Raw genomic sequence first — 26,059 nt, forward strand, 5'->3', positions numbered from 1 at the left:
CGGCGCTACCTCACCTTCCGGATGCGCAGGACGAAGGCGGCGGCGCACACGGCCATGACGATGGAGATGGCGAAGGCGACCGTAAAGGTGCCGGTCATGGTCTTGACCACCGACGTGATGGTCGGGCCGACGGCCTGGCCGAGCGTGGTGGCCAGGTTGAGGATGCCGAGATCCTTGCCGGCCTCCTCCTTGTTCGGCAGCACGTCGACGTTGAGCGCCTGGTCGATCGCGGAGTACACGCCGTAGCCGAAGCCGGCGATACCGGCATACAGGTACATGCCGGTGACGCTCGGCATGATCCACGGCATCGCGGTGCCGACGGCGAACAGCAGCGAGGCAATGATGACCGGCACCTTGCGCGTGTGCATCCGGTCGGAGATCGGCCCGGAGATCAGCGAGGCGGTCAGCGAGACGACCATCGTGATGACGGACATGGTGGCGATCGTGCCGGCTGCCTCCGTCTTGGTCTGGTGCACGTAGTCCTCGACGATGTACAGCTGGTACACGGAGATCATCTGGTAGCTGAGCAGCATGCACACGCGGCAGCCGAACGCCCGGTAGAAGTCGCGCGAGGTGGAGAACTTCGGGAAGTGGAAGGAGACGGCGAGATCCTTGAAGGTCATCCTCGTGCGCGCCATGTCCTTCGAGGAGGCCTCGCGCGGCCAGATGGCGAGCGCCACGAAGCCCGACGCCAGCATGATCACGGCGCCGATGAGGAAGCCGGCCTGCGCGTTGTTGATCATGCGCGAGCCGATCATCGTGCCGATGGGCTGACCGGCGACCACGCCGCCGCCGTAGAACGAGGAGACGGTGCCGCACAGCTGCGCCGGCACGCGGTCGGAGAGGATCCGCCAGGGCCGGCGCGAGCAGCGCGTTGAGCCCGACCATGCACAGGCAGTACATGAAGATGATGAGCGTGGCGGTCGGCATCTGCCCGGTCGCGGCGAGCGTGATCGCGGCGAGGACCGTGCCGGCGATGATCCACGGGGTGCGCCGGCCCAGCTTGGAGCGCGTGTGGTCGGACAGGTTGCCGAACACGAGGTTGGAGACCAGGCCCACGATGGCGGTGACCGAATTCAGCGTGCCGACCGCGGCGTCGGGGTTCGCGACGCCGATGTCCTTGAACAGCTGGGGGAGCAGCACGGTGGCCACCACATACAGGCCGGTGCTCCACAGCAGGCCGAAGGCCAGAAACCCGACGGTAAATCGAATGTTGTTTGTTTTTGCCATGCTCGTCGACATGATCGATGACCTCCTGTTGGTGTTCGGTGCTGCTTCGGTTGGTGCGCTGACCGTCTCGCATCGGCGGAATCACGGGCTTTTCGGGTGGGTTGGCACGACCGTTGCGCCGTTGCGATATTGGCCTTGTGAACGGTTAATCTACTCAGGACTCAAAATAAATTCCAGCCTGCGGCGCGTTCCACGATTCAGGAAAATAATTCGCGAACGAGCAGGCGATATACGGTGTTGTGGCGGCCGGCGCGTGGCGGGCGCCGTATGGGCAACGGCATCCCCGGTGCATTGCCCGGCGCCTATGGGCAATGCCGAAGTGGCGCCGGATCGGCGGTATACTGAAGCTGCATCACGTACGGTGGCACGGGCGTAGGGGAATATGGGGGGAATCATGGACGGCATCGCATTCGGCACCCAGGTCGGGTTCGCCGTATGCATGTTGCTGCTGATGCCGGTTCTTCTGCCCGTGGCCTGCATGGAATCGCTGCGCCAGCGCATGGCCGGTGCGAGGATTCTCCTGGCTTCGCGCGGCGGCGCCTTGGCTCGCCCGATGCCGCTGACGAGCATCGTCATGATGGCGACGGTGCTGATGGCGCTGGGTTGCTCGGGATGCTGGACCTGCGGTACCGGTTCTCCGGCGACGTTGGCCGCCATGGTGTTCGCCGTCACGGTGACGGCGGTGTGCGCAGGCGTGTGCTGCGCCGCCACGATGCTGTTGTCCGTCATCGGTGCGGCCGGCCGCGGTCCGCTGCCGGCCAGCTTCCGCTTCGACGCGGCGGTGATGAACGCCGTCCGTTCATGGGCCCGCCCGCAATGGGTGCCGCGATGGGCCCGCTACACGCTTCCCGATTCCCGAATCTGATTCAGGTCTCTCTCTCGTCTCGCTGGCCCAACCGCGCCGTATTTTCTCGGCTCCCCTTTGGAGGGGAGCTGTCCGCCATAGGCGGACTGAGGGGAGGACATGTCGCCGTTGTGCTAATGGATGCGACTTATTACATATACGCATACCATCTTCAGATTCGTCATCTTCATCAGGAAAGCCCCAATGAACCTCATCACTATCCTCAACCATATCCTGCGACCCCTGGAATGGGCCGTCGCCCAACTGCTCGCCCTGTCCCACCGCGTCCTCGTCGCGTTCGGCATGCCGGCCGGTCCCAGCCCCGCGTGGGGCATCTCGATCATGTGCCTCGTGCTCGTCATCCGCCTGTGCCTGCTGCCGCTGTTTCTCTCCCAGATGCGCGCGATGCGCCGCATGCAGGCGCTTCAGCCGCGGATCCGGCGCATCCAGCGCAAGTACGCCGCGCGCAAGGACCCGCGTTCCAAAGAAGCCATGCAACGTGAAATCATGGCCTTGCAGCAGCGGCATAATGCCAATCCACTTGGCTCATGCCTGCCTTCGCTGATCCAGGCGCCGATTCTGTGCTCGCTGTTCTACACGCTGCAATCCCTACCCGCCATCGCCGAGGGGAAGGCGGAAGCGTTGGGCGGCGTCGACCGCGCCACGGCGGGCGACATCGAATCATCGTCCATATTCGGCGTGCATATTGCCGACTCGTTCGGCACGGTCGCCTCGCCGCAGTCGCGTGTCGTTATCGGGGCGGCCGTGGCGTTGATGTGTCTGACGCTGTTCGCGATGCAGTGGATGCTCATCCGCCGCAATACGCCGTTCGCGCATAGCCGGCCAACTGCACGACAGTGTGGGCCATGGTCTGACCGCAATCATCGCACTGTCCGAGGGCCTGGCCGGCAAAACCGATGACCCGCGCGTGGAGGATGCGCTGCACGGCATCAACGAAATCGCGCGGGAGAGTCTGACCGACACGCGCAAAGCCGTCCGCGCACTGACCGAGTTCGATGGAACGGCGAACGGTGATGATACGCACACGCAAGAATCAGACCAGCATTCATGGGATGACATTCGGCCGATTCTCGCGCACGCTCGCTCGCTGGGCATCGTCACGGTGTTCACCGAGACCGGTACGCGCGCCGATGACGAAGCTCAGGCTGATTTGTGTTTCGATGTGACTCGCGAAGCCATCACCAACGCCATCCGTCACGGACAAAACGTGACGCATGTCAATGTCGCGTGGAACCACACTGAGAACGCTGCCGTTACTGCAATTATTCACAATGATGGTACATCGTCCCTTCTTGGCTCCCCTCTCCGAGGGGAGCTGGCCGCGAAGCGGACTGAGGGGAGCCCAGTGTGCAAAGACACCGGCACCGGCTTGACTCGCCTGACCCACCGCATCGAATCCATCGGCGGTACCTTCGAATATGGCCCGGACGAAAACGGCGAGTGGGTCGTCACGGCGGTCATTCCATCCATGGACCGCAACGTCAACGGAAAGGATCCGGTCTCATGATCCGTGTCATGCTCGTGGACGACCAACGCTTCGCCCGCCTTGGCTTCCAACTCATGCTCGACGGTGCTTCCGACATTGTTGTCACCACCCAGGCCGCTGACGGCCAAGCCGCCATCGAAACGCTCGAACAGCTCGCCGTTCTACATCAGCCATTACCGAATGTAATCCTCATGGATGTGCGGATGCCCGGCATGGACGGCATCGAGGCCACGCGCCGCATCGCCAGACGCTGGACTGCCATCAGCATCCTCATTCTTACCACGTACGACGAGGACGATTACGCCTTTGGCGGTCTCGACGCCGGAGCCAGCGGCTTCCTGCTCAAGGACGTCACCAAGCGCAACCTCATCGATGCGATTCACGCCATCGCCAATGGTGATGCGATCCTCACCCCGAGAATCACCAGACAAGTGCTTGAACGAGGCGTTCCGCACCCCACCAGCAGCCAATGCCAGCAAGAACTACGCAAGGCATTCGACGCGCTTACCCCACGCCAGCGCGAGATCTGCGCGCTCATCGCGGAAGGACTCAACAACGAGGAAATCGCCGTTCAACTCACCGTCGAACCAGCCTCCGTCAAACGTGCCGTAACCCGTATCCTCGCGACTTTGGGTCTGCGCGATCGCACCCAAATCGCCATCGGCTGGTTCAAGGCAGGGATGTAGACCCGCTATTTGCCCAGCAGCTCGTCATGATTGTCGGTTCGCATGAACATGTCAGATTCCCAACGAATCGAACATCTCATCGGCATTATTGAAAACGAGGTTTGCCGTCGGCGGGCTTGTTCTTCGCCTCGTTAAAGGCTTTCATGGTCTCGGGCGGCACGGTCGGGAATGCGCTTCTCTCGGACAATCTGCTTGTAGAAGGCGCGGGTGACCGAAGACAAGTCCAGACCGAGATCCTCGGCTATGCTTGCGGCTTTCTGCTTGGTGTCCGCATCCACGCGGATGGTGACGGATGCCATGCTCATCATTACCCTCCGAACAGCATTATGTAAGACAATAGTTATGTATTTGTATGCTAATAGTCGACATTCTGCGGTTGCGGCAACTCGACCATGGTGCACATCCTGCAAGCGGAACGTTATCGACGTCAGCCCGGAATCTTTTCGACGATGGCGTTCAGGGTGTCGAAGGTCTCGTCGATCTGGTCCACCACCTGTTTGCCCTGGTTGACCATCGCGGTGATCTGTTCCGTGTGGGGTTGCGGCAGCGCATGGATCGACGTCTTGACGCGTTTCAGGACCACGCCGGCGTCGGACAGATCCTGTTTGACGGACGCGATTTTGGGAATGGACAGCGTGCCGTCGGAAAAGCTCATGCCGGACAGCAGCTCCGTGATGTCGAAGTCCACCAGCGTGCCCTGCGCGGCACTGTCGATCTTGGGCAAGGCGTTGGTCGCGGCGTCGGCGGTCGCGTCCAGCATGCCGCGCACCGCCTTCACATCCGAACCGTAGTACGGCACGTATTCGGCGGTCTGCCACAGCATGCCCTGGGTTTCGTCGCGCGCCGCGACGATATGACCGCCCGCGCCGTCCAGTTGTTCAAGCGCCTGCTTGAAGTCGCCCTGCTCGACGGATTGCCGCGCTTTGGCCGCATATTTGCCCGCCTGCCGCGCCTCGCCGGTCACCCGCTGCGCCGACTGCCAGAACATCCAGCCGGCAATGCCCGCCGCCAGCAGCATCGCGACCAGTATCGCGAGAATGACGGTGCCGATATGTTTGCGCTTAGCCATAGGACCAATGTACCTTCCTGAAATTGGGCTGACGAGGAACTTGCTTGACGGGCCGCCGCGATGGGCCGACGCAAGCGGACTTGAATTAGGCGAAAGTTATGCCCAACCATCGTTTTGAAGACGAATTCAAAGTCGGTGAGCATCACCAGCAAGTAGCCAATCGATGATATTGATTCCTTGAATGCCGTCTCGCGTTTGAGGAAATTCGTCCATGCTCAGCACGAATTTAGGCCAATTGTCATGGATGCCGGCGAAAGCCCCGAACTCGCGCTCTGCCGTCTGCTGCGATCCGATGAGATAGGTGACCTGATAGTAGGAGACCGCATCTCCGCGCCTCGCAATGAAATCTACTTCTTTATCATCCACCTTGCCGACGCGAACGTCATATCCGCGTCGCCTGAGCTCCATATAGACGATGCCCTCCAGAACTTGGTCAATCGCATTGGCGTTGTTGAGTCCGACAGCATGGCGCAGCCCCTGATCAACCACATAATATTTCTCGTTTATCTTCAATGTGCGTTTGCCGATGGCATCTTCGCGCGGAACGCGGTAGATAAGGAAAGCTTTGGCCGCCGCATTGAGATAGTTTGCGATCGTCTCAGCCGATACCTTGCGATGCTCGTTTTTCATGTAAGCGGCGATGCTGGCCGCAGTGATGAGATGTCCCTCCTCGCCGATGACATAGCGGATGACCCTCTCCAAGGCATCTGCATCGCGTATGCCCGCATGGCGGACGACATCTTTGAACAATATGGTCGAGAACAGGTCATCAAGATAGCGCAGGGAAGCGGCCTCGTCGAAGGCCAGATCGGTTTGGAACGGGAATCCGCCTTGCGCCACATACCGGCGAAATGCCGCGCGTTCGTCAATCGAGCCGACCGATTGACGGTAGGCATCGAGAAATTCCGCGAACGAGAACGGATATACATTGATGGTGACGTAGCGGCCGGTGATATAGGTGGCAAGATCGCCGGACAGCATACGTGCATTCGACCCGGTCAGATAAATATCGGCGTCATAGTCGACCATGAAAGACCGTACGGCCTTCTCCCAGTGATCAACCTCCTGAATCTCATCGAAGAACAGCCGGACCTTGCCTTCGACCACATTCATGCGCTCACTGACGTATTGAGTGAGGTCGTCGGCGTTCGCAATGCCGGAGAACTCACCCGATTCGACATTGATGTGGAGCATGGATCGCTCGGCGACACCTTCGGCGCTCAATTGTTTGCGGATAAGCTTCAAGAGTGTTGATTTGCCGGAGCGTCGGGCGCCCACAAGTACCTTGATGACGTTTTTCCCGACGAAAGGACGTATCTGATCCATGTACATGGGACGGTCGATCATGACGATCTCCTTTTGCCGGGCAATACAGTTGTAATCGTGTTCTTAAGCCATAATGGTATATAAATCGATTATAATCGATTTCTTTGCTTTATCTGTCAATAAAAACAAAGATAACTGATTCTTAACAACATCTGATGTTCTCGTCGCATTTGTTCGACAAAGATCTGCCCTGTCATGCGATTGTTTGAAGGCATGTTGTCTGCTTGGCTCTTTGAGCGCCTTCATCGAGATGGCACGCGTACGCGTCGGACTTTATGGAATGCGGGGACGATACGGCTGCGGACAATGAGGTGCGGGCCTCCCATGGTGGACGTCGGAATCAAGGCCTGCTGCGGTTTTTTCGGTGCTTCCGCCATATTAGGAGTGACCGCCCAGATTCTGGCGATCGTCGCCATCGATGTGTGGGGCGTCATGTTCATTGTCTTCGAGGTGTTCCAGATCGACCTGTGACGGTACGTGGTGGCATGGGTCGTGCCCGTGACGTTCCTGCTTTACCTGGCAGTCTTGGGTATCGGCAAGGTTTGCTTCCGCAACCGGTCGTAGGATATTCGCTTCAACCCGGAGGCGCCGATGATGATGAACAGCCGCCCGTCATACTTGGCATAGGCGGGCGGTGCATCATGCTTCCCGATACGGTCCCGTCGCCGCATGTGTCGCAGGCGATCGCGGCCGGCACGCGAATCATCCTGCTGGTGCGCGACTCCTCGAACCCGGCTTCACGGGTCCCGGAGCGGGGCGTGAAACAGGTCGGGAGCATCATCAACATCGACACGGCCGCCGGCAGCCGCACGACCACGCCGGCGTATATCCCCGATAACCGGAGCAGCGACAGCATACTCGTCGCGCCGGTGACACCGGAACCGTGATTCTTTTTGGGGTGATCCTCTCCCCGGAATCCTTCCGGCCTTACACCGGAATACTGATGTCCAACTGCCAGTGGGCTTGTTCGGTGTGGGTTTGGAAGGTGCCGCCGCGTGTTTCGATGATGGTCCGGTAGCGGTCGAGGCCGCTGCCCAGGCCGAGTTTCGTATCATCGGGTGTGATGGTGTCGCTGGCGGAGATGTGGATGGCGTCGGTGTCGAAGGTGACGCAGATGGCGTACCATTCGCCCGGGTCGGCGTGCTTGGCGATGTTCGCGTACAGTTCCGCCAGCAGGCCCGCCAGCAGGCGCATGGTCTCCGGTGTGAGCGGCCGGTGTGGTTCGGCGAGCAGGTTGTCGCCGGTGAAGCCCAGGGCTTCGAGCCTGGCCTCCTCCTCGTCGATCAGCGATTGCAGTCCGGCACGTTGCGAGGATACGGTGTCGGCTTCCGCGGGCCCGGCCGGCCGGGGGTTCTCGTCATCCGGCGTCTGGCCAGCTTGTGCTGGTGTGTGGCCTTCGAGCGAGTCGATGACCTCGTGCGTGTGGCCCATGGCCCGGCCGGCGGCGTCGCGCAATTCGTCGAGCTGTCTCCGGTATTCGTGTTCGTCGGCGGGCAGGCCGTTGGTCCCGGCGTGGTCGATGCGCAGGATCAGGTAGGCCAGGTCGTTGCTGATGGTGTCGTGCAGGCTGCGGGCCGTGTCCTCGCGTTCGCGTTGCCGCTGCAACAGGTACGAGTCATGGTCGCGCTGGCGCATCACATGCAATAGCAGGCCGGCCAGGAGCGGGAAGCAGTAGAACGCCAGACTCTGCACCGTAGCCACCATCACCCGGCTCCTGCTGGGATCAAGGCCGTCCATGGTGGAGGCGAGCAGGATCACGGTGGCGATGACGCCGGCCCGTGCGTCGAGGTAGGCGAGGAACCCCGCGCAGGCGACGCCGACGGCTATCGGCGTGACCATCGGGACATCCAGCATAAGGACCACGCCCGCAATGAGCGCCGGCAACAGGAACCACTTCGGGCGGAACATGCCGCCGACCAGGCTGGCAAGCACCGCCAGAACCAACACGATGTCATGCACGGTCGCGGTGCCGGGGACCCGCGCCGCCATCGAGAACGCATATTCCGCGAGCGCCGCGACGGACAATACGGCGCAGGACGCCGCGATCACCGGATGCCCGGCATGCCGCAGGCCGAGCCGGTCGGAGAGCCGGGTCAGAGCAGATCGTATCTGGCGCATGCGTCCAGAACCTCCTTGCGGCTGGCGACTCCCAGCTTGTCGGCCGCGCGGTGCACGTACGTGAACACGCTGCCCTTGGAGATGCCCAGCCGGCCCGCGATCTCGTCGGTGGTCAGCCGCCGCGCGTACAGGCGCAGGGTCTCCTTCTCGCGCGAGGACAGGGAATCCCTCATGTCAACGGACATCTTCGCCGGCACCGTGCCGGACAGCAACCCGTAGGCGGTCTGCGCGTCACGGAACCCCAAGGCGGCCTGTCCGCCGGTGGGAAGCCCCTGGGCCGCTAGGCGTATCGCGTCGGCGATATCGGTCTTCAGGCGTTCCTTCGCGAACAGTCCCTGCGCGCCGGCCGCGACCGCCTCCCGCCGGTAGACGTCCACGGAATACGAGGTGACGCACACGATGCCCGTCCCTCCGCTCCTGCGCCGGATACGCCGGCACACGTCAGCGCCCGTGATCCCGCCCAACGCCATATCCAACACCAGCACATCCGGCCTGGTATGCGGGTTATGGCAATGCTTGATCGCCACTGCCGGCGAACCCGTGCCCCACATGACATAAAAGTCCTTGGAAACGGCCGAGGTCACCGCGCTGATCGGTCCGAACGGCGCCGGAAAGTCAACCTTGCTGCACATTTTGCTCGGACTGGAACCAGCCAGTAGCGGTACGGCCACGTTCGATGGCAAACGATACAACGAACTGGGGCCGTCTCCGTTCAATGTTGTTGGATCGTTCATCGACGGGCTGACCCCGAATCCGTCGCGGACCGGCCTGAATCATCTTCGCTGGGTAGCGCTGGGTGCCGGCGTTTCGTTCAATCGATGCGATGAATGCCTGCGGCTCGTGGGATTGTGCGAGGCTTGCAACCGGATGTTCAAGACCTATTCGCTCGGCATGAAGCAGCGCTTGGGCATCGCGACCGCGATCCTGACCGACGCCCCGTACCTCATACTGGACGAGCCCTTGAACGGTCTCGACCCGGAAGGCATCAAATGGGTACGCGACTTCATCAAGGATTACGTTTCGGGCCACCGGACCGTCGTCGTCTCAAGCCATTACATGGCCGAGCTCGAACTGGTCGCCGATCACGTCGTGGGTCTGTCGAACGGCCGGAAGGTTCTCGACGGCGATATCGACGCGCTGCTCGACAAGTACGGCAGCCTCGAACAGGCGTACTTCAACGTGGTGAAGAGGTGAGACTGATGACAATGGCATCATCGTCCCGCCAACTGTCCTGCCAGCTGCTGCGATACTGCGCGAACCGGCAATTCTACTGGTCGCTATGCGCTGTCCTGGCGTTCACCGCACTGTTCTCGGTACTCGACGTGCAAACGATTTCCTCGACGGTATCCATCGCGGCGAACGGTGCCATCCACTCGCGCGACGCCCTGGACCAGAACCCGGCGCACATCGTGTCCGACGCCGTGCTCGCCTCGCCCTACCAGACATCGATCATCCTCATCCCGATCATCGTGGCGTTGAACGTGGCGGCGGGATTCCGATCGGGCGACGAACGCCAATTACGGCTCCTGTATAACCGCCCATACCCGTTCGTGGCCGGCGATGTGAGTGCGACCGTGCTCTACTGCATCGTCGTCTCGCTGCTGTCATCACTGCTGAATGCGGCGATACTCGTGGTGACATTGCATCCGGCCCTGCGGCCGCTGTTTCTCACGGCTACGGTTATCACCGCTCCTTTGCGGGTGACGGTGTTCGCCGTGGTCATGGGACTGATCGGCTACATCGCGGCGGTGGCCACGAAGCGTGACATGCCGACGCTGGTCGTGATTCTCCTGCTGCTTGTCGTCTCGTTGTCCGGCGTGCTGAAAGTGGTTCACGCGGATGTGCTGCTGCCGATGATCGGCGGCAAAAGCTTCGCCTTCGGACGGGCCGTCGAGGCCGGAGAAATTCCGGTGGCCGCGTCTGCAATCGTCATGGCATGCTGGCTGGTGGCGTCGCTCGTCGCGGCGGTGATGGTGCGAAGCCGGCTGTTCCTGAAGTCGAAAGCATGAGGGGAGTGCAGCCATGATCAAAGCCCTGATCTACAAGGATGCGACGATACGAATCCTACGAATCGCATGCATACTGGCCCTTTGCTGGGTGGCCATCGTGTATGTGGTCGCACGGCTGCCGATAAGCCTGGACTTTTCCGGAACCAACCCGCTGAATGCTGAAAGCAGCGTCGCACTCGCGTCACAGGCTCTCGTGATCATCGCCGCCGTTCTGGCAAACATCGATATCAATTCAGGGGAACCGGCAATCGCCGCGCTCGTCGCCGGCTCCCGATGCCGAACGGCGGCTGCTTTGATGACGGCGAAAATCGTGATCATCCTCGTTTTCGGACTGCTCCTGACCATGGTGGGCACCATCGGCAATGCCATCGTCTATGAGCGTGGAAGTACTGGCCGTCTTGTGCTCCAATACATGGCGTTGGCAACGCTGAACGGCGTTGCGGCACTATCGCTGTCTTTGCTTGCCGGGAATGTGCTACTTGGATTATCCGTCTACTTTCTGGTGCCCATACTGCTCAAGCCGTTCATCGTCTATCTTGCGCCGGCTACCAGTGGCCTGTTCTATTCGACGGCGATCCGCGCAATGGTCCACGGTACGACACCTCTGCCGAACCTGTCAGTGCTGTTCGGATGGTTGTTCACCTTTCTGCTCGCGGGCTACTTATCGATAGTCATGCGGATCCTTGACCGATGACAATATTGTCAGATGGATGTTAGCCCATTGAGGGGATCGGGCCGTTGTCCGCGTAAATCAGGCACGCGCGATTGGTTGCGAATCCAATCAGCGGCTTTTGGATTGATGATATGCGCGATCCACAGGAGATTTTCCCATCGGGCATCAAGATAATTGTCTTCTTCAGTCACGTTTGGCTGGATGAGTGGTTCTTGATGGCTGCATCGGTTGCGCAGTTCCAACAGTTGAACAACATGGCTCTCGAATTCTTTGCGACGTCGAGACCGGTAATACGGCATACCACCATTGGTTTGGTCGCGCAGCGCTTTCCAAACAGTCGGCTCTAACTTGCGTACGAGAAGAAACCGCCATGAATCTAATGAGAGCCCGGCGATTACTCGATCAGGGGTGAGACTACGTCCAGAATATCGGATGCGTTTCCTGACTCGTTCGACAGCTTTCTTGAACTCATAGTCAAAACCAAAGTAGTCGGAACAGTCATACCAATTCTTCTGACCACATTCAGCGATTAGCCGATTCGCGATGAAATTGCGCAAAAGGACTTCCACATGAGCGATGTCTTCAAGATAAGCCTTTGACAGACGGGCGTTCCACACATACAGAGCTACTGGATCCGCCGCCGCGTCCTCATATCGTTTCATGCGTTCATTGGAGAACCAGTCTCGTAGGTCCTTGAGCGTGACTTGCGTTACATCGGTCATGAGACCTATAATATTTGATGCAAGGCCCCGTGAAAGTCACTCATGCGAAACATCATGAAACTCCGGGGTCATCGTATATCCTCGCGCGTGATGGGCGAAACCCGATTCGGCGCCTGTATGTGCGCCGCCCGTGTGCGTCTCAAACCCCTCGGCGACGTGTATCGCGACGAACTTGTACGCCGCGATACCGCTGAGGAACGGCTGACCGGAGAGCAATGAGGTGCCCGGCCATCATGTCATGCGATTGCCTGACATGATGTTGTACTTGTGTCTGCGATCGGATCAAATAGAATGGCATAAGTGCCGTCATGAAGCCGGAACTCAAGGAAGACGGGGCGATCGCCATGGCAAAGTCCGATGATGACGAGTCAGTGCGGGAACGCGGTGCCCAACGGCCGGTCGCCGTACTGCTGTCCGTATCCGTCGCGTTGCAGGCGCTCGCTTTTGCGATTCCGGGAGATGCCCTGAGTCTGCTCTGTCGAGCCGTCGGCGTGCTGCTGTTGATCGTGGCGTTGCTCGTATCGCTGAAAGGCGGCGCCAATGGAAAGCCCTTCCTTGCCGTAGGGATCGGCGCAGTTGCGGGCTTGGCGGCTATTGCTTCAGTGATCACGCTCCTGTAGCCCGCGCTGCTGCGTGCCGCCGCAATCCGACTCTTCGGTGGGTCGCCTGAGTGTGCATCACCGGGCCGACTGACCGGTTATCGGCATCCGGGGAGGCGTTTCAGTCCGTCGCATTGATGCCGGACGAGGGGAGAGCCGCCCTGGCTGTCTGCGGGGATGGGTTTCGTTCGGCCTGTGTCCTCTATGGGGGACGTGTGTCCCGGCCGGTGTCCCCCTAGGGGGGCGGATGGACCGTGATCCGTTGCCTTCCGTTGCGGTTTGGCGTTGTCTTGAATGGTCAACGAATAACGTGGCATTCAAGGAGATGCGATATGAGCGTTCCGCAATATGTGACACATCTGGCGGATATGGCCGACGACGCGGTGCTGACGCGTGGGCTGGTGAAACAGTATGGCGGTTTCCGTGCGGTGAACGGGTTGAATCTGAATGTGCCGGCGCATGGCGTGTATGGTCTGCTGGGGCCGAACGGCGCGGGCAAGTCCACGACGATGAAGCTGCTGCTCGGCCTGACCTCGGCCACGGGCGGCGACATGTGGATGCTGGGCGAGAAGGTGGACGGCCGGCACCGGTTGCAGCCGGGGCGTGTGGGTTCGCTGATCGAGGGGCCGAGCTTTTACCCGGGCCTGTCCGGTCTGGACAACTGCCGTATGGTGGCCGACTATCTGAACCTGCCGTATTCGGCCGCGCCGGCGATCCTGAAACGGGTCGGCCTGGCCGGTCACGAGGACAAGAAGGCGAAGGACTATTCGCTGGGCATGAAGCAGCGGCTCGGCATCGCGATGGCGTTGATATCGCAGCCCGAGCTGCTGCTGTTGGACGAGCCGACGAACGGGTTGGACGCCGAGGCCGTGGTCGAGGTGCGCGAGATGATCATGGGTCTGAGCCGCGAGCAGGGCATCACGGTGATCATCAGCAGCCATATCCTTTCCGAGATCGAGAAGATGGCGCCGGTCGTGGGCATCATCGCCTCCGGGCGACTGCTGTATCAGGGTTCGCTCGATAGTCTGCGCGAGGAGGGGCATATCGACCTGAGGGTTTCGGACGCGAAGCTGGCGGCGGCGATGCTGGGCTCGGATCGGATCGACTACCGGTGGCTGCCGGACAGGGATGGCGGCGTGCTGCGTCTGCCGGAACTGCCGGACCAGCGGATCGGCGCCCTGGTCACGCAACTGGTCGGCCAGGGTGTCGCGGTCTATCGTGTCGCCTCTGAGCGCAAGACGCTGGAGCAGGCGTTCCTCGAACTGATCGAGAGCCCGCGGAACCACGAACCCGCGTCGCATCCGACGCAGGGCGCGGCGGTTTCCGGTGCCGTGCCGCGGCCCGCGCGCGCATCCTCGCGCCAATCGTCGCCTGCCGTGGGGCGGGCGGCGTTCGTTCCGGCGAACGGAGGCGCACGATGAGCGGCATGATCGTGTACGCGGGATCGCGTCGCATATCTCGTCCCCGTGTGAAGAGCGGCGATCCGTTCACCTTGGCGCGTATGGAGTTGTTGAAGGTGCGGGGGTCGTTGTTCTGGTGGATGTGGCTGGGCATGGTCCTGCTGGTATCGGCGTGGGCCGGCATGGCGTTCGCGAAACGCGCCGGCAGCCCCACCCCGGCGTTGCGGTCGATTGCGTTGTCCGACGGCGAGGTCTATCAGATCGTGAGCCTCCTGGCCCCGATTCTGGCGGCCCTGTTGACCAGCCGCATCGCCGTGTTGGAGACCACGGAACGCATGAATGTGAAATGGCTGTCGTTCGGCCAGTCGGACGCGGCCCGGTTCGTCGGCAAGCTCATCGTCGCCGGCGCCGCCGTCGGCGTCTGCTTCCTCATCCCCCTGTTGTGGGTTCCATTGGTGGCCAAGACCCTTGGTTTCACGGCGGCGGGCTCGTTCACGGCGCTGCTGTGGGTGCCGGCATCGGTCGGTTTTCTGTCCGCGATGGCCACGAGCGCGGTCCAGCTGATGCTCTCGATGGTGATCGACCGTCAGGCCATCGGCTTGGGAATCGGCGTGATCGCCGGCGTGCTGGCCTCCGGCCTGGGAGCGATGAACAAGCCGGCATTGGGCTGGCTGTTCCCGGCCGGCCTGAGTTCGGCCGCAAGCCCGTTCGTCAGGTCCGTGGACGTGGACGGCAACGCCGCGATGCTGCTCGCCGCACGCCCGTGGATGCTCGTCATCGCCGCGGCCGTGGCGTTCCTCGGTTGGACGTTGGTCTCGGTGGCCGTGGTCAAGGTGAAGGAGTCAAGACGATGACGCGCGCAAACACGATGAATCCGGCAATGAACCATGCGATGCCCCGCACGCATGCGGCACCGCGCCGCAAACCGTCCGTGTGGGCGGCGTTCCGGTGGGAGTCGCGCAAGGCAGGCAACCTGTGGTATTGGATCGTGACCGTCCTGTTCGACGCGATCGGCATGTTCAACGGGTGGAGCCAGTACGCCGGCTACCAGGCGGAGTTCGCCAGGCAGGGCGTGACCTGGGCGGCGATCTGGGGTCAGGCGATCCTCCTGCCGAGCATGGTGTTCATGCCGGTGCTCGTGGCCGCATTCGCCGCGCAGGTCGAAGCCAACGAGCATCGAGGCCGCAACTGGCAGCGCCTGAACGCCACCGGCACCGTGAACGCGGCGATCGCCGGCAAGATGCTGTACGGTCTGATGGCCTCGTTCCTCACCGTCCTCGTGTTCGAGGCCGAGTTCATCCTCGTCGGACGCCTCGCCGCCGGTTTCGATCCGGCGCGACTCGGCCCGTTCCTGCTGCGCGGCATCCCGTTGACGCTGTCGGTGTGGGCGATCATGACGCTCACGCAGGCGGTGAGCGCGAAGGCGGAATCGTTCGCGGGCACGATGAGCGTGATGATGGTCCTGACCATCGGCGGCTGCACCCTGAGCCTGGCCGCGCCCGCCGTCGCCCAGCTGTATCCGCTCGCCCTGATCACCAGCGCCTCCGCCGCCCGCGACCTCGCCGATGTCGCCAGCCCGGCTTCCATGCTCGTCTCGACGATCGCCGCCGCCGTCTGGGTCGCCGTCAGCGCCCTGATCTTCCGCCGGCTCGCCGAACGAGCCATCTGACGCTTCTCTCCGCCGCTTTCGACGCCAGCTCCTTTCAGCGGGGAGTCGGATTGCAAACCTTGTCTCCCTCGCTGAGGGGGGCGTCCCGATGCGGCATCCATATGTATCGAAAGGTTTCATCATGCGCACCATCACCAACCGACGCGGCGAACGGGTCATACGTCTGCCGCATCGCGTCATCGCCGTCCTCCTCGCGGTTTTCGCCGCGATCATGCTCGCCGGCTGCTCGACCGGCATCGGCGTGTCCGGAGACAAGGACCTCAAGGGCGCGCGCACCACGGGCAACGACTCCTACACGGGTGTCTACCAGGCCGACTACGACAAGTTCACCGGCGAGGAGACCGTGTTCGGCGGCACCGGCAAGGAGACCTCCATCCACCTGACCGGTACCATCGAGAACATGTCCGGCATCGGCAAAATCCTTGTGGCCAACGGCAGCGACGCGAAGCGAGCCGTGCCCGTCACGGATGGCGCAATCGATCAGACCTATGACGTCGAAGGCACCAGCTTCTATGTCTACGTGACCGGCGACCAATTCACCGGAACCGTGAATCTCACCTCCAAGGAGCAATAGAATGGTCGACGGTGCATCGAGGGGGAGAGGAGCGGAATGGCGGAGGAGACCAAACCGGGAAGCGTCATATGGAACGCGTTCGCCGGCCCATTCGGCGGACTGGCCAAGTTCTGGCGGTCGAGTTCGGTCGCGCGCATGGCCGTGCCGGTGCTGTGCCTGTGCTACGACGTGATGATGCTCACCCGGATCGTATTCGCGGGACCGGGAGCCGATCCCCAGGCCGGCGTGCTGACACGCCAGCCGTGGGGGCTGCCCCTGATGGTCGTATTGTGCCTCATCTCAGTGGGGGCGCTGCTGGTACGTCTGCGTCGTCCGTTCGTCGCGGCCTGCGTGGTGTGCGCCGCATACCTGTGCGCCGCGCTGTTCGGCATGGAAGCGTACATGGCATTGCCCATGCTGTTCGCCCTGTACTCGTGCACGCTGCTTTGCGTCCCGTCGCTCCTGGTCGTGGGCATCACCGTGAACGCGGCCGTACTCGTTTCCGGAGCCCTGCTGCACATGCGTACGTCAGTGGAACCGTGGGCGATTCTGCTGCCGATGGCGTTCCTCGATGCCTCGGTCATCGCTCTTGGCCTGTGCTCGCGCGGCATCCGCGAACGACGCGAGGCCAAGGCCGTGATCGAGGATCAGCGCAGACGCGGCGTTGAACTGGAACGTCAGCGTGACGAGGCTCGCCGTCGCACCGACATCGCCGCCGAACTGCACGACAGCGTTGGCCATGACCTGACCGCCATCATCGCGCTCACCGAAGGATTGGGGGGCATGAGCGGCGACCCGCAGATCGACGAGGCCATCGCCACGGTCAACGAGCTCGCCCGCAGCGGTCTCGCCGACACCCGCCAAGCCGTATGCGCCCTGCAGAATCCCGATGCCAGTCCGGTCATGGATCGCGGCCATTCCACGTTCAGCCAGTTGCATACGTGGAATGACGTCGCGCCGATTCTCAGCCATGCCAAGCAGCTCGGATTCATCGTCGCGCATACGGAAACCGGGTACAGACCCGACGACCCCCGGCAAGCGGATCTGTGCTTCACGGTGACCCGCGAGGCCGTCACCAACGCCATCCGCCACGCCCGTAATCTGCGCCGCATCGTCATCTCATGGGACCATGCGGATAACGGATCCCTGACCGTGATCGTCAGAGACGATGGGGCCAGCGGCAATCCGGAACAACACGATGGAGCGAACGACGCCGCTACCGGCACCGGCATGGGTCTGAACAGGCTAGGCGAACTGGTCGCGGCCGCAGGCGGCTCGTTCGAGGCGGGGCCGGACAACATGGGCTATATGCTCAAGGCGGTGATGCCATCTATGCAATCCGGTAGAGGAAACGGTAATGGTCGGCATGAAGCAAACGGAAACACCACGAACGAGGAGCCGCAGACATGATCAACGTGATGATCGTGGACGATCAACGAGCTGCACGCATGGGCTTCGCTCTCATGCTGCGCAAGGATCCCGCCCTGACCATGATCGCCCAGGCGGCCAACGGGCGCGAGGCCGTCGACGCGATCGCCCTGCTCGAGGCGCAGGGCAAGCCGCTGCCCGACGTGATCCTCATGGACGTGCGCATGCCCGTCATGGACGGCATCGATGCGACCGGTGAGATCACGCGTCGCTGGCCGGCCGTCAAGGTCGTGATCCTGACCACCTATGACCAGGACTCCTACGCCTTCGGTGCCTTAAGCGCCGGGGCGTCGGGCTTCCTGCTCAAGGACGTGCGCACCGCCGACCTGTGCAAGGCGATCCATGCGGTCGCGGCCGGTGATGCGATTCTTACGCCCCGCGTCACCGGCGAGGTCATCCGCCGTGCCATCCCCGTCAACGCCGGCCGCGCCGATGATGAACGTGCCACGCTGCGCTCCCGATTCGATGCGTTGGGGCCGCGCGAGCTGGAGATCGCCGCACTGGTCGCCGACGGATTGGACAACGCGGAAATCGCCGATCGGCTCGGCATCCAACCTGATTCTGTGAAGAAGACCGTCACCCGCATCCTCTCCAAACTCGATGCCAAAACCCGCGTCAACATCGCCGTGATGTGGTACAAAGCCGGTTTGGGCGGGACCTTGTGAGCGAATGCGTATTTGGTTCTGAGGTTCTGTGCGGCGTATGCAAATCATTGTTGCATATTGCGCGCTTGCGTATGGGGGCAGCTGGCCTGAGCCGATGCGGTCTTCTGGTGCCATGCTGGATTATCGACGACGGCATTGATATTAGGATGTTCTCATCATGCTGGCCCACGTTTGGGGTGAGGAGAGCATTCGAGCCAAAGACTTGGATCATCCGTGGCATATGATGGGCGCTCCCCTGATTACCGGTGCCCCGGACTCCATTCGCCGTGCTCTCGTAAGACTCAAGCCAGGGCGCAAGGAAACTGCACTGGCATGATATGGTACCGCGGTTCAAAGATGAGGTCATTAGAGAGCCGGAGACAATAGAATCATTTCATATCAGTGTTGTCGGTGAGCGCATGGCGCATATGAAGGACGAGCGTGCACGCCGCAAATGCATGGAACGTCTGCTTCCTATCTTGGAAGAGTATGGCATTGAACCATTGGTTTTGGAGACGTAAATAATACACGAACTTACGATGAGAGATGCCGAGCGGCTGATTGCGGGGGTGCGTTGATCTATCCGAAGTGTGCATTGACATAATCTACTTTGTATCGTAAAGTATATTATGTCCACAAAGTTCACTGGATGATCAAGGAGACATTATGGACGCGAAGGGGAAGCCGCGCGGCGGCAGCGAATCCATTCAGGACGCCCGGGAGGCGTTGCGCATCATCGAGCATCAGTCGGGGCGCGTCGACCGCGTGTTCCGCGTGTTCGACTGGGCGTTCTGCGTGATATGGGGCATCGATTGGCTGGTCGCCTACGGCATGCTGAGCGTGGGGATCAGAATGGGCGGCGGCAAGATGCCGGCATGGGCGTTCGCCGTCTTCGGCGGGGTTCTGCTGGTCGGCATCATCGCCTCGATCGTCGTTGGCGTCAGCACGAGACGAGGATATCAATCCGGTGCCGGCGAGATGCGGATGGGGGCGATCTATGGCTGGACGTGGTGCCTGTCGTTCGGACTCGGCATGTCATCGCTTGGCGTGGCCGTCGGCCGGCTCGGCCTGTCCGACAATGCCGCCGCGGTGCTGTACAACATCGTCGTCCCGTTGATCACCGGAACCCTGTATATGGCCGGTGCGGCGATATGGCGAGATCTGTCGCAGCTGGTCGTGGGCGTGTGGATGCTGGTGCTCGCGTTCGCGGCGGCGTTTCTCAGCGGGGTCATGGGCTATGCCATGCTCTCCCTGCTGGGCGGCGGCGCCATGCTCCTGATGGGCGTATGGGCGCTGGTCTTCGGCCGGCGGAACAAGACCTTCGCCGCGCTGATGCAGGGGAGCCGTCAATGAGTGACGAACTCGATCCTCTGATCCATGCCACGTCACGGCTGCGGATCATGACCACGCTGGCCTCGCTGAACGATGATATGACGATCTCGTTCGCCAAACTCGCCGATCTGCTCGACATGACGCCGGGCAATCTCTCCGTGCACCTGACCAAGCTGGAACAAGCCGGGTACGTGCGTATCGAGAAGACCTTCGAAGGCCGCAAGCCCGCCACCTATGCGGCGATCACCCCGGAAGGGCGAACGGCCTTCGACCGATACCTGGCCGCGTTGAAGCGCCTGCTGGCGCCTCTCGAGGAGCAAGAAGGCTGACGCCGGGCGTCCTGCCGGTGCCGCCCTGAATACCGGACGGCACCGGCAGCGCCTCGCGCACCCTCCTCGTCGGCGACGGTCCATGCCCGGTTTCGTCGCCGTGGTGTTCGAAGGGTCTGGCCGCCGGGAGACATGGTTGGAAGCGAAAATGCGATCTGAGGGGCAGAATCGGCCTTGTGCAGACCTCATTCGGCGATCTGAGGGGCATCTCTTGCATGAGCCGGATCCCCGGCGCGGGGAATCTTGGTGGAAAACGGCGTGGTGGCGGTCGCAGTAGCGGTCGATCGTACCCCTCAAACCGCGGAATGAAGTCGTCGGAGACCTTGTTTCGCCCCTTGGATCGTGAATCGCCCAGCATATGAGGCCGTATCCGTTGACGATATGCTCGTGTACAACATTATCGGTATATCGACATGTGCGGCATGCACTCGGCAATGCGGGGAGATCATGAACGATAAATACGAGGCGATCCGCCGATTCGCGGCCGAACACGGCGACCGCGCCAAACTGATCGAGCATGAGACGGCGATCGTGGATCTGGTGTCCGGGGCGAAGGTATTCGACATCGACCGGGCGGCGGCCACGTACATCGTCGAGGCGAAGGAAGGCGTGTTCGCCGTGGTCGCATGCGCGTCCGCGCATCTCAAGTGGCGCCAGCTTGGCCGTGAGCTGGGATTGCGCCAGATTCATCTCGCCTCGCCCGAGCTGGTCAGGGAACGTACCGGATACGACGTCGGCACGGTTGGCCCGCTGTTTCTGAACGGCCTGCCGATGTACGTCGACCGCCGGCTGCTCGGCCATGACAAGGTCTATTGCGGCACCGAGGATCCGCATCACACGCTCGCCATCGATCCCAGGCTCATCGTCGAGCAGAACGACGTCGCCGGATACTTCGACGGCGGCGATTTCGTCAAACCGGCCGCGGGGGAGAACCGGCCGCTTGCCTGAGACCTCCGACGGTGTCTTATGCGGTTCGCGGGTACAATATGGGCGGATAACGACGAGTCATGAATGCACGGAGGGAACGGACGCATGATCGAAACGCGCGCGGGAGACGGATCGGTTGAACCGACATATGCCATACGCCGGTGGGGCAGGAACCGGATCGAAGCCGGCGGCGCCGGCAAGCGCGTGCTGCTCATGCCCGGCACCGGGTACAACTGCGACCGTCCGCTGCTGTACAGCTCCGCGATGGCGCTAATCGACGACGGCTGGTACGTGGATCGGCTTGACGTGAACGCGGATCTGTCGAAAACCCCGTCGTCGCGGATCATCGCGATGCTGGGCCAGGCCGTCGACGAATGGCTGGCGATGGTGAAGGATGACGCCAAGACGGCGGGCCGCACGCCCACGACGCTGCTGATCGCCAAATCGCTGTCGACTTTCGTGTACCCGCACGCCTTCGAACGCGGCGTGCCCATCGCGCTGCTCACTCCGGTGCTTGCGCCGGCGGATTTCGACCCGACCCATGCGGTCATCCCCGTGCCCGGCGACGCCGACTATCCGACGACCGATGATGACCCGGCCGCACAGCCGGCACCCGAACCGCTGGTGTGCGCCGGCACCGCCGACCCGCTGTACGACCACGACCGTGCGGTGCGGCTCACGCATGCCGTGCACGAATATCCCCGCGCCAACCATTCGATCGAAGTGCGCGGCGACTGGCGCGCGTCCCTGTCCTACCTGAACGATGTGGTCGCGCAGGTGCACGCCTACGCGCAGGGGATCGCACGATCCCGCTAGTATCCCGCGCCGTAAGTTCGTGTACTATATTTGGCTCCCCTCTTGGAGGCTGAGCCGTGAAGCAAACGCCGGAGGCGTTTGTAGGCGAAGGCGAACGACAGTGAGCAGGTAAAACTGCGGCCGTAAGGCCGTCCTTGATTGCGGACGAGCTGGCCGCGAAGCGGCCTGAGGGGAGCATTGCCATGAACGCTTGAATCAAGCCGATTCGCATGAGCTCCCCTCAGTCGGCTACGCCGACAGCTCCCCTCTTGGAGGGGAGCCAAACGCGGGATGCTATGCGGTCAGCGTGCGCGCCTGCCCGTCCTTGACCAGCACGGACTGGCGATCGGTGAGCACGCGCATGTCCAGCGTGCCGGCGTACCGGTCGACGATGCGCTGCGCGGCACGCCCCATCGTGAGGTTGCCGCGATGCGGCACGACGTGGAAGTCGACCAATCCCAGCCCCGCATAATCGTTCAGGTCGGGCGCCTTGTCCGTGCTGTCCATGTCGGCGCAGTAGGCGATGCTCGGGGCGGTGACCACGGCCCCGGCCGATTCGCCGATGTACGGCGTGCCGGCCCGCACCCGATCCGACAGCATCGCGTCGGCGCCGGTGCGCCGCAGCTCCTGCATCAGGAAGAAGGTGTTGCCGCCCGACACGCAGACGAACGCGTTGCGCTCGAGCGCGCGGCGGATATCGGCCGGCGCGGCCGTGGCGATGTCCACTTCGTCGACGGCGAACCCCATCCGGCGCAGCATGCGGCGGTTGGCCGCGGCATGCAGCCCTCCCCAAGGCTCGACGGTCCCCGCCGTCGGGATATAGGTGACCGTGCGCGGCGACGACGGCGCAAGCTGGTCCACGGCGTGCGTGGCCCCGCGAAGCGTCGACGCCAGCAACATGGTGACCATGACCGCCTCTTTTCCGCATCGGCTCCACGCCGATGCACCAGACCCCATCCGATGCCCAGTATAGGTCCATTCCCGGGCGCCGGATCACGGTCCGGGCAACTTGCCGGGCATTTGACCCAGCCGGCCGGTCCGTCGTTATGCGTTGGCGGGGAGGCGCCATGCGGCGCAACCGGAGGCCGCATGGCCGGCCGGATGCGACATGCCGTGCGCGATGCGGCCATGCAGCGCCGAAAGCGGGCCGGAGCGGATACGATAGGCGTATGACTACGACCGCATCACCGCTTTGGCCCGCGCCGGTGGCCGGGCGCCCGCTCGACGCCACCGTGACGATTCCGGGCAGCAAATCCCTGTCGAACCGATACCTGATCCTCGCCGCGCTCGGCTCGCGGCCCGTCACGCTGGTTGGGCTCCTGCGCTCGCGCGACACCGAACTCATGATGGGCGCGCTGGAGACGCTCGGCGTGCGCTGCGAGGCCGACCCGGCCAACGCCACCACCGTGACGGTGACGCCGCCCGCCGACGGCCGTTTCCATGGCGGCGTCGACGTGTTCTGCGGGCTGGCCGGCACGGTGATGCGCTTCGTGCCCGGACTGGCTTTGTTCGCCGACGGTCCGGTGCGTTTCGACGGCGACGAGCAGGCCTACGCCCGCCCGATGAAGCCCGTGCTGGACGGGCTTGAGCAACTGGGAGCCACGGTCGAGTACCGTGGCGAGACCGGCCGCCTGCCGTTCACCATCACGCCGCCGGCCCGGCTGGCGGATGAGACGTGCCGGGTCGCGATCGATTCGTCCGGTTCCTCGCAGTTCATCTCCGGCCTGCTGCTGATCGGATCGCGGCTGCCGGGCGGTCTGACGCTGACGCACACGGGGGAGAAGACCCCGAGCCTGCCGCATATCCGCATGACCGTCGCCGACGTCAACGGCGCCGGCGGGCGGATCACGGCCGACGAGCATGCCCGGGTCTGGGCCGCCGGTCCGGCGCCGCTGCAGCTGCCGGACCGCGTGGTCGTGGAGCCGGATCTGTCGAATGCCGCGCCGTTCCTCGGTGCGGCGCTGATCGCCGGGGGCACGGTCCGCGTGCCGCATTGGCCGGCCGAAACCACGCAGCCGGGCGGACTGCTGCCGGGATACCTGGAACGCATGGGCGCGGCCGTGTCCTTCCCGCAGGACGATGACGGCGTGCGCTACTGCGAGGTGGCCGGAGACGGCACAGTGCACGGTCTTGGCACCTTCGATCTGACGGCGGCGGGGGAGATCGCGCCTTCGCTGGCGGCGATCCTGGTGTTCGCCGATGCGCCCACCGACATGGTCGGCATCGGGCATCTGCGCGGTCACGAGACGAACCGCTTGGAAGCCCTGGTGAATGAGATCCGTCGCGTCGGGGGAGTGGCGGAGGAGCTGCCCGACGGATTGCGCGTCGAGCCGGTCCCGGCCGATGCGCTGCACGGCGCCGTGATGGAGACCTATGCCGATCACCGCATGGCCACGTTCGCCGCGATGCTGGGGTTGCGCATTCCCGGCATCACGGTCATCGACGTGGCCACGACGCGCAAGACCCTGCCTGATTTCGTCGGCATGTGGAACGGCATGCTGGGGGAGTAGTTTCCGGTAGGATGCTCCTCTCAGTCCGCTGCGCGGACAGCTCCCCTCAGGGAGGGGAGCCAGCCCCTTTTTGACTTGGCTCCCTCCCCCTGAGGGGAGCTGTCCGCCGGAGGCGACTGAGGGGAGTGCGGCGCATCGGGTCGTCACGGCACTGCACACAACAGGTGAGGGGCTGATTCCGATCGGAATCAGCCCCTCACTGCGTTGCGACTAGAGACTAGTCAGAGCCTTTCGGCATCCACTCACTTGGCGAAAGTGTTGCCGTAGGTGTCCGTGCCGTTCTCGGCGATCTCGGCGGACTTGCGGGCGATGGCCAGCTCCTCGTTGGTCGGGATCACGGCGATGATCACGGAGGAGTCCGGGGTGGAGATGATGCGCGGCTCCTTGGAGCGGGTCGCGTTCTTCTCCTCGTCCAGCTTGACGCCGAACGGGGCGAGCTTGTCGCACACCATCTTGCGCACCACGTCGTCGTTCTCGCCGACGCCGGCGGTGAAGGTGATCACGTCGCAGCCGCCCATCTGGTAGGTGTAGTTGCCGATGTAGCTGACGATGCGGTGCACGTAGACGTCCAGGGCCAGCTTGGCGTCCTCGTTGCCCTCGGACACCAGACGGTGCACCTCGCGCAGGTCGCCATAACCGGTCATGCCCATCATGCCGGAACGCTTGTTGAACAGGGCGTCGAGCTCGTCCACGTTCATGTGGGCGTTGCGGATGAGGTGGAAGACCACGGCCGGGTCGATGTCGCCGGTGCGGCCGCCCATCATCAGGCCCTCGAGCGGGGTCAGGCCCATGGAGGTCTCGACCGGCTTGCCGGACACCTCGGCGGAGGCGGAGGCGCCGTTGCCGATGTGCAGGACGATCTGCTTGAGGCCCTCGGCAGGCTTGCCGATGACGCTCGGCACCACGGAGGAGATGTACTCGTGGGAGGTGCCGTGGGCGCCGTAACGGCGGATGTGGTACTGGTCGGCGATCTCCTTGTTCAGCGCGTAGGTGCTGGCGGCCTTCGGCAGCTGGAAGAAGAAGGAGGAGTCGAACACGAAGATCTGCGGGACGTCCGGCAGCAGCGCGCGCATGACTTCGGCGCCCTTGGCCTCCGGGCCGTTGTGCAGCGGGGCCAGTACGGCCAGATCCTTGACCTGGTTGATGGTCTTGTCGGTGACGAGCGCCGGCTTCGGGAAGAGGGAACCGCCCTGGACCACGCGGTGGCCGACGGCGACGATGCCGGCCTCGGACAGATCCGGGCCGTACTCCTTGAAGAATCCGAGCACGCGCTTCAGACCCTGCTCGTGATCGTGGATCGGCTCCTCAAGCTCGTGCTTCTCGCCGTTGTACTCGTGCTTGTAGTGGCCGTCGACCGGCTCGCCGATCTTCTCGACGAGGCCGGAAGCGAGGCCTTCGCCGGACTCGAGATCCACCAGCTGGTACTTGATCGAGCTGGAACCGGAATTGATGACAAGGACGGTTTTCGCCATTGTGGGCATCCTCCATACTGATTGTGATTGGGGAGCGTGCACGCTCCACGTCCGTAAGCAAGCCTACTCGTTGGTGGCTACATCGACCCGCCACGGTTGCGCCGGATCCGCGCCCCCGTGCCCCCGGTCCGTCCTGAGATTCTTAGCACGCTTATGCGCAGGTTTGCGTGCTAAGAATCTCAGGACGGACCGGGGCGAGCGGACAACGGCGCCTTGC

At 62.8% G+C, this 26,059-nt stretch carries 28 protein-coding genes and 3 pseudogenes; 21 read left to right on the top strand and 10 right to left on the bottom strand.

What is annotated here, in order from left to right:
• Positions 1-5: 5 nt before the first annotated feature.
• Positions 6-638, bottom strand: coding sequence for an MFS transporter (locus BBSC_RS05520; protein ID WP_033519949.1), 633 nt, complete (start codon positions 636-638; stop codon positions 6-8).
• A 289-nt stretch (positions 639-927) separates the two neighbouring features.
• Positions 928-1,242, bottom strand: a pseudogene (locus tag BBSC_RS13660) (MFS transporter); the annotation flags it as partial.
• A 382-nt stretch (positions 1,243-1,624) separates the two neighbouring features.
• On the opposite strand from BBSC_RS13660, the gene BBSC_RS05530 reads away from it, so the two are divergent.
• The 4 genes and pseudogenes from BBSC_RS05530 (at position 1,625) to BBSC_RS05545 (ending at position 4,267) form a co-directional block, all read left to right on the top strand.
• Entirely contained in the window at positions 1,625-2,095 is a 471-nt protein-coding gene (locus BBSC_RS05530) for a hypothetical protein (protein WP_033519943.1), read from the top strand.
• Between the two features lie 321 nt (positions 2,096-2,416).
• On the top strand, positions 2,417-2,995 hold the full coding sequence (locus tag BBSC_RS05535) for a YidC/Oxa1 family membrane protein insertase (RefSeq protein ID WP_306558613.1): 579 nt from the start codon (positions 2,417-2,419) through the stop codon (positions 2,993-2,995).
• Positions 2,889-3,602 (top strand): annotated as a pseudogene (locus tag BBSC_RS05540) (sensor histidine kinase); the annotation flags it as partial. The gene BBSC_RS05535 and the pseudogene BBSC_RS05540, both read left to right, overlap by 107 nt.
• The gene (locus BBSC_RS05545) at positions 3,599-4,267 is read left to right on the top strand and encodes a response regulator transcription factor (protein WP_034535467.1); all 669 of its coding nucleotides are present in this window, start codon (positions 3,599-3,601) and stop codon (positions 4,265-4,267) included. The pseudogene BBSC_RS05540 and the gene BBSC_RS05545, both read left to right, overlap by 4 nt.
• Positions 4,268-4,318: 51 nt before the next feature.
• On the opposite strand, the pseudogene BBSC_RS05550 reads toward BBSC_RS05545, so the two are convergent.
• The 3 genes and pseudogenes from BBSC_RS05550 to BBSC_RS05560 form a co-directional block, all read right to left on the bottom strand.
• Positions 4,319-4,572, bottom strand: a pseudogene (locus tag BBSC_RS05550) (type II toxin-antitoxin system RelB/DinJ family antitoxin).
• A gap of 122 nt (positions 4,573-4,694) precedes the next feature.
• On the bottom strand, positions 4,695-5,336 hold the full coding sequence (locus BBSC_RS05555) for a hypothetical protein (protein ID WP_033519522.1): 642 nt from the start codon (positions 5,334-5,336) through the stop codon (positions 4,695-4,697).
• A 126-nt stretch (positions 5,337-5,462) separates the two neighbouring features.
• Positions 5,463-6,683 carry an ATP-binding protein gene (locus BBSC_RS05560; RefSeq protein WP_033519521.1) on the bottom strand — a complete coding sequence of 407 codons (1,221 nt, stop codon included), beginning with the start codon at positions 6,681-6,683 and terminating at the stop codon, positions 5,463-5,465.
• Positions 6,684-6,986: 303 nt separating this feature from the next.
• Between BBSC_RS05560 and BBSC_RS14200 the strand changes: the two genes are divergently transcribed.
• Complete coding sequence (locus BBSC_RS14200) at positions 6,987-7,133, top strand: hypothetical protein (protein WP_231649348.1); 147 nt, start codon at positions 6,987-6,989, stop codon at positions 7,131-7,133.
• Between the two features lie 170 nt (positions 7,134-7,303).
• The gene (locus BBSC_RS13910) at positions 7,304-7,549 is read left to right on the top strand and encodes a hypothetical protein (RefSeq protein WP_171818078.1); all 246 of its coding nucleotides are present in this window, start codon (positions 7,304-7,306) and stop codon (positions 7,547-7,549) included.
• Between the two features lie 40 nt (positions 7,550-7,589).
• Here the strand turns inward: BBSC_RS13910 and BBSC_RS13280 are convergent, their stop codons facing one another.
• Together BBSC_RS13280 and BBSC_RS05575 are read right to left on the bottom strand one after the other, a co-directional pair.
• Positions 7,590-8,780 carry a histidine kinase gene (locus tag BBSC_RS13280; protein ID WP_231649347.1) on the bottom strand — a complete coding sequence of 397 codons (1,191 nt, stop codon included), beginning with the start codon at positions 8,778-8,780 and terminating at the stop codon, positions 7,590-7,592.
• The gene (locus BBSC_RS05575; RefSeq protein WP_231649346.1) at positions 8,756-9,331 is read right to left on the bottom strand and encodes a response regulator; all 576 of its coding nucleotides are present in this window, start codon (positions 9,329-9,331) and stop codon (positions 8,756-8,758) included. The genes BBSC_RS13280 and BBSC_RS05575 overlap by 25 nt, the downstream gene beginning before the upstream one ends.
• A gap of 13 nt (positions 9,332-9,344) precedes the next feature.
• Between BBSC_RS05575 and BBSC_RS05580 the strand changes: the two genes are divergently transcribed.
• The 3 genes from BBSC_RS05580 to BBSC_RS05590 are packed head-to-tail and all read left to right on the top strand — an operon-like array spanning position 9,345 to position 11,483.
• Positions 9,345-9,974 carry an ABC transporter ATP-binding protein gene (locus tag BBSC_RS05580; protein WP_081893008.1) on the top strand — a complete coding sequence of 210 codons (630 nt, stop codon included), beginning with the start codon at positions 9,345-9,347 and terminating at the stop codon, positions 9,972-9,974.
• Between the two features lie 11 nt (positions 9,975-9,985).
• Positions 9,986-10,789 (top strand): hypothetical protein, encoded by an 804-nt coding sequence (locus BBSC_RS05585; protein ID WP_231649345.1) that lies wholly within the window; start codon positions 9,986-9,988, stop codon positions 10,787-10,789.
• Positions 10,790-10,802: 13 nt separating this feature from the next.
• Positions 10,803-11,483, top strand: a complete 681-nt coding sequence (locus BBSC_RS05590; protein WP_033519519.1) for a hypothetical protein — start codon at positions 10,803-10,805, stop codon at positions 11,481-11,483.
• Between the two features lie 8 nt (positions 11,484-11,491).
• Here the strand turns inward: BBSC_RS05590 and BBSC_RS13285 are convergent, their stop codons facing one another.
• A complete protein-coding gene (locus BBSC_RS13285; protein ID WP_081893007.1) occupies positions 11,492-12,184 on the bottom strand; it encodes an Abi family protein in 693 nt (230 codons plus the stop codon).
• 308 nt (positions 12,185-12,492) lie between these two features.
• Here BBSC_RS13285 and BBSC_RS05600 point away from each other — a divergent pair, with 308 nt between their 5' ends.
• From BBSC_RS05600 to BBSC_RS05655, 11 genes are all read left to right on the top strand, one after another.
• A complete protein-coding gene (locus tag BBSC_RS05600; protein ID WP_033519517.1) occupies positions 12,493-12,804 on the top strand; it encodes a hypothetical protein in 312 nt (103 codons plus the stop codon).
• Positions 12,805-13,115: 311 nt separating this feature from the next.
• The gene (locus BBSC_RS05605; RefSeq protein WP_033519516.1) at positions 13,116-14,204 is read left to right on the top strand and encodes an ABC transporter ATP-binding protein; all 1,089 of its coding nucleotides are present in this window, start codon (positions 13,116-13,118) and stop codon (positions 14,202-14,204) included.
• A complete protein-coding gene (locus tag BBSC_RS05610) occupies positions 14,201-15,037 on the top strand; it encodes an ABC transporter permease (protein WP_033519515.1) in 837 nt (278 codons plus the stop codon). The genes BBSC_RS05605 and BBSC_RS05610 overlap by 4 nt, the downstream gene beginning before the upstream one ends.
• Positions 15,034-15,852, top strand: coding sequence for an ABC transporter permease (locus tag BBSC_RS05615; RefSeq protein ID WP_033519514.1), 819 nt, complete (start codon positions 15,034-15,036; stop codon positions 15,850-15,852). The genes BBSC_RS05610 and BBSC_RS05615 overlap by 4 nt, the downstream gene beginning before the upstream one ends.
• 121 nt (positions 15,853-15,973) lie before the next feature.
• Positions 15,974-16,426, top strand: coding sequence for a hypothetical protein (locus BBSC_RS05620; protein ID WP_144414429.1), 453 nt, complete (start codon positions 15,974-15,976; stop codon positions 16,424-16,426).
• A 36-nt stretch (positions 16,427-16,462) separates the two neighbouring features.
• Positions 16,463-17,815 carry a sensor histidine kinase gene (locus BBSC_RS05625; protein ID WP_051923234.1) on the top strand — a complete coding sequence of 451 codons (1,353 nt, stop codon included), beginning with the start codon at positions 16,463-16,465 and terminating at the stop codon, positions 17,813-17,815.
• The gene (locus BBSC_RS05630; RefSeq protein ID WP_033519512.1) at positions 17,812-18,498 is read left to right on the top strand and encodes a response regulator transcription factor; all 687 of its coding nucleotides are present in this window, start codon (positions 17,812-17,814) and stop codon (positions 18,496-18,498) included. Before BBSC_RS05625 ends, BBSC_RS05630 begins: the two co-directional genes overlap by 4 nt.
• 645 nt (positions 18,499-19,143) lie before the next feature.
• The gene (locus tag BBSC_RS05640; protein ID WP_033519511.1) at positions 19,144-19,830 is read left to right on the top strand and encodes a hypothetical protein; all 687 of its coding nucleotides are present in this window, start codon (positions 19,144-19,146) and stop codon (positions 19,828-19,830) included.
• On the top strand, positions 19,827-20,138 hold the full coding sequence (locus tag BBSC_RS05645; protein WP_033519510.1) for a winged helix-turn-helix domain-containing protein: 312 nt from the start codon (positions 19,827-19,829) through the stop codon (positions 20,136-20,138). The genes BBSC_RS05640 and BBSC_RS05645 overlap by 4 nt, the downstream gene beginning before the upstream one ends.
• Before the next feature lie 447 nt (positions 20,139-20,585).
• Positions 20,586-21,086: an aminoacyl-tRNA deacylase gene (locus tag BBSC_RS05650; protein WP_033519509.1), complete on the top strand. Its 501-nt coding sequence runs from the start codon at positions 20,586-20,588 to the stop codon at positions 21,084-21,086.
• A gap of 84 nt (positions 21,087-21,170) precedes the next feature.
• Positions 21,171-21,881, top strand: coding sequence for a hypothetical protein (locus BBSC_RS05655; RefSeq protein ID WP_033519508.1), 711 nt, complete (start codon positions 21,171-21,173; stop codon positions 21,879-21,881).
• A 273-nt stretch (positions 21,882-22,154) separates the two neighbouring features.
• Here BBSC_RS05655 and BBSC_RS05660 read toward each other — a convergent pair whose 3' ends face one another.
• On the bottom strand, positions 22,155-22,769 hold the full coding sequence (locus tag BBSC_RS05660) for a Type 1 glutamine amidotransferase-like domain-containing protein (protein WP_033519507.1): 615 nt from the start codon (positions 22,767-22,769) through the stop codon (positions 22,155-22,157).
• Between the two features lie 260 nt (positions 22,770-23,029).
• Between BBSC_RS05660 and aroA the strand changes: the two genes are divergently transcribed.
• Complete coding sequence (gene aroA / locus BBSC_RS05665) at positions 23,030-24,370, top strand: 3-phosphoshikimate 1-carboxyvinyltransferase (protein WP_033519506.1); 1,341 nt, start codon at positions 23,030-23,032, stop codon at positions 24,368-24,370.
• Positions 24,371-24,612: 242 nt separating this feature from the next.
• On the opposite strand, the gene BBSC_RS05670 is transcribed toward aroA, so the two are convergent.
• Positions 24,613-25,842: an acetate/propionate family kinase gene (locus BBSC_RS05670; protein ID WP_033519505.1), complete on the bottom strand. Its 1,230-nt coding sequence runs from the start codon at positions 25,840-25,842 to the stop codon at positions 24,613-24,615.
• Positions 25,843-26,059: the final 217 nt, after the last annotated feature.

It is taken from the genome of Bifidobacterium scardovii JCM 12489 = DSM 13734, from assembly GCF_001042635.1.
Lineage (GTDB): Bacteria > Actinomycetota > Actinomycetes > Actinomycetales > Bifidobacteriaceae > Bifidobacterium > Bifidobacterium scardovii.

What these genes read in the sequence shown, in the direction of transcription:
- BBSC_RS05560 (WP_033519521.1), bottom strand. Translation starts at nt 6,683, where the DNA reads ATGATCGACCGTCCCATGTACATGGATCAGATACGTCCTTTCGTCGGG.
- BBSC_RS05640 (WP_033519511.1), top strand. Translation starts at nt 19,144, where the DNA reads ATGGACGCGAAGGGGAAGCCGCGCGGCGGCAGCGAATCCATTCAGGAC.
- BBSC_RS05620 (WP_144414429.1), top strand. Translation starts at nt 15,974, where the DNA reads ATGCGCACCATCACCAACCGACGCGGCGAACGGGTCATACGTCTGCCG.
- BBSC_RS13285 (WP_081893007.1), bottom strand. Translation starts at nt 12,184, where the DNA reads ATGACCGATGTAACGCAAGTCACGCTCAAGGACCTACGAGACTGGTTC.
- BBSC_RS14200 (WP_231649348.1), top strand. Translation starts at nt 6,987, where the DNA reads ATGGTGGACGTCGGAATCAAGGCCTGCTGCGGTTTTTTCGGTGCTTCC.
- BBSC_RS05575 (WP_231649346.1), bottom strand. Translation starts at nt 9,331, where the DNA reads ATGTGGGGCACGGGTTCGCCGGCAGTGGCGATCAAGCATTGCCATAAC.
- BBSC_RS05535 (WP_306558613.1), top strand. Translation starts at nt 2,417, where the DNA reads ATGTGCCTCGTGCTCGTCATCCGCCTGTGCCTGCTGCCGCTGTTTCTC.
- BBSC_RS05585 (WP_231649345.1), top strand. Translation starts at nt 9,986, where the DNA reads ATGGCATCATCGTCCCGCCAACTGTCCTGCCAGCTGCTGCGATACTGC.
- BBSC_RS05670 (WP_033519505.1), bottom strand. Translation starts at nt 25,842, where the DNA reads ATGGCGAAAACCGTCCTTGTCATCAATTCCGGTTCCAGCTCGATCAAG.
- BBSC_RS05625 (WP_051923234.1), top strand. Translation starts at nt 16,463, where the DNA reads ATGGCGGAGGAGACCAAACCGGGAAGCGTCATATGGAACGCGTTCGCC.
- BBSC_RS05520 (WP_033519949.1), bottom strand. Translation starts at nt 638, where the DNA reads ATGGCGCGCACGAGGATGACCTTCAAGGATCTCGCCGTCTCCTTCCAC.
- BBSC_RS05660 (WP_033519507.1), bottom strand. Translation starts at nt 22,769, where the DNA reads ATGGTCACCATGTTGCTGGCGTCGACGCTTCGCGGGGCCACGCACGCC.
- BBSC_RS13280 (WP_231649347.1), bottom strand. Translation starts at nt 8,780, where the DNA reads ATGCGCCAGATACGATCTGCTCTGACCCGGCTCTCCGACCGGCTCGGC.
- BBSC_RS05655 (WP_033519508.1), top strand. Translation starts at nt 21,171, where the DNA reads ATGATCGAAACGCGCGCGGGAGACGGATCGGTTGAACCGACATATGCC.
- BBSC_RS05650 (WP_033519509.1), top strand. Translation starts at nt 20,586, where the DNA reads ATGAACGATAAATACGAGGCGATCCGCCGATTCGCGGCCGAACACGGC.
- BBSC_RS13910 (WP_171818078.1), top strand. Translation starts at nt 7,304, where the DNA reads ATGCTTCCCGATACGGTCCCGTCGCCGCATGTGTCGCAGGCGATCGCG.
- BBSC_RS05545 (WP_034535467.1), top strand. Translation starts at nt 3,599, where the DNA reads ATGATCCGTGTCATGCTCGTGGACGACCAACGCTTCGCCCGCCTTGGC.
- BBSC_RS05530 (WP_033519943.1), top strand. Translation starts at nt 1,625, where the DNA reads ATGGACGGCATCGCATTCGGCACCCAGGTCGGGTTCGCCGTATGCATG.
- BBSC_RS05645 (WP_033519510.1), top strand. Translation starts at nt 19,827, where the DNA reads ATGAGTGACGAACTCGATCCTCTGATCCATGCCACGTCACGGCTGCGG.
- BBSC_RS05600 (WP_033519517.1), top strand. Translation starts at nt 12,493, where the DNA reads ATGAAGCCGGAACTCAAGGAAGACGGGGCGATCGCCATGGCAAAGTCC.
- BBSC_RS05605 (WP_033519516.1), top strand. Translation starts at nt 13,116, where the DNA reads ATGAGCGTTCCGCAATATGTGACACATCTGGCGGATATGGCCGACGAC.
- BBSC_RS05615 (WP_033519514.1), top strand. Translation starts at nt 15,034, where the DNA reads ATGACGCGCGCAAACACGATGAATCCGGCAATGAACCATGCGATGCCC.
- BBSC_RS05555 (WP_033519522.1), bottom strand. Translation starts at nt 5,336, where the DNA reads ATGGCTAAGCGCAAACATATCGGCACCGTCATTCTCGCGATACTGGTC.
- BBSC_RS05610 (WP_033519515.1), top strand. Translation starts at nt 14,201, where the DNA reads ATGAGCGGCATGATCGTGTACGCGGGATCGCGTCGCATATCTCGTCCC.
- aroA (WP_033519506.1), top strand. Translation starts at nt 23,030, where the DNA reads ATGACTACGACCGCATCACCGCTTTGGCCCGCGCCGGTGGCCGGGCGC.
- BBSC_RS05630 (WP_033519512.1), top strand. Translation starts at nt 17,812, where the DNA reads ATGATCAACGTGATGATCGTGGACGATCAACGAGCTGCACGCATGGGC.
- BBSC_RS05590 (WP_033519519.1), top strand. Translation starts at nt 10,803, where the DNA reads ATGATCAAAGCCCTGATCTACAAGGATGCGACGATACGAATCCTACGA.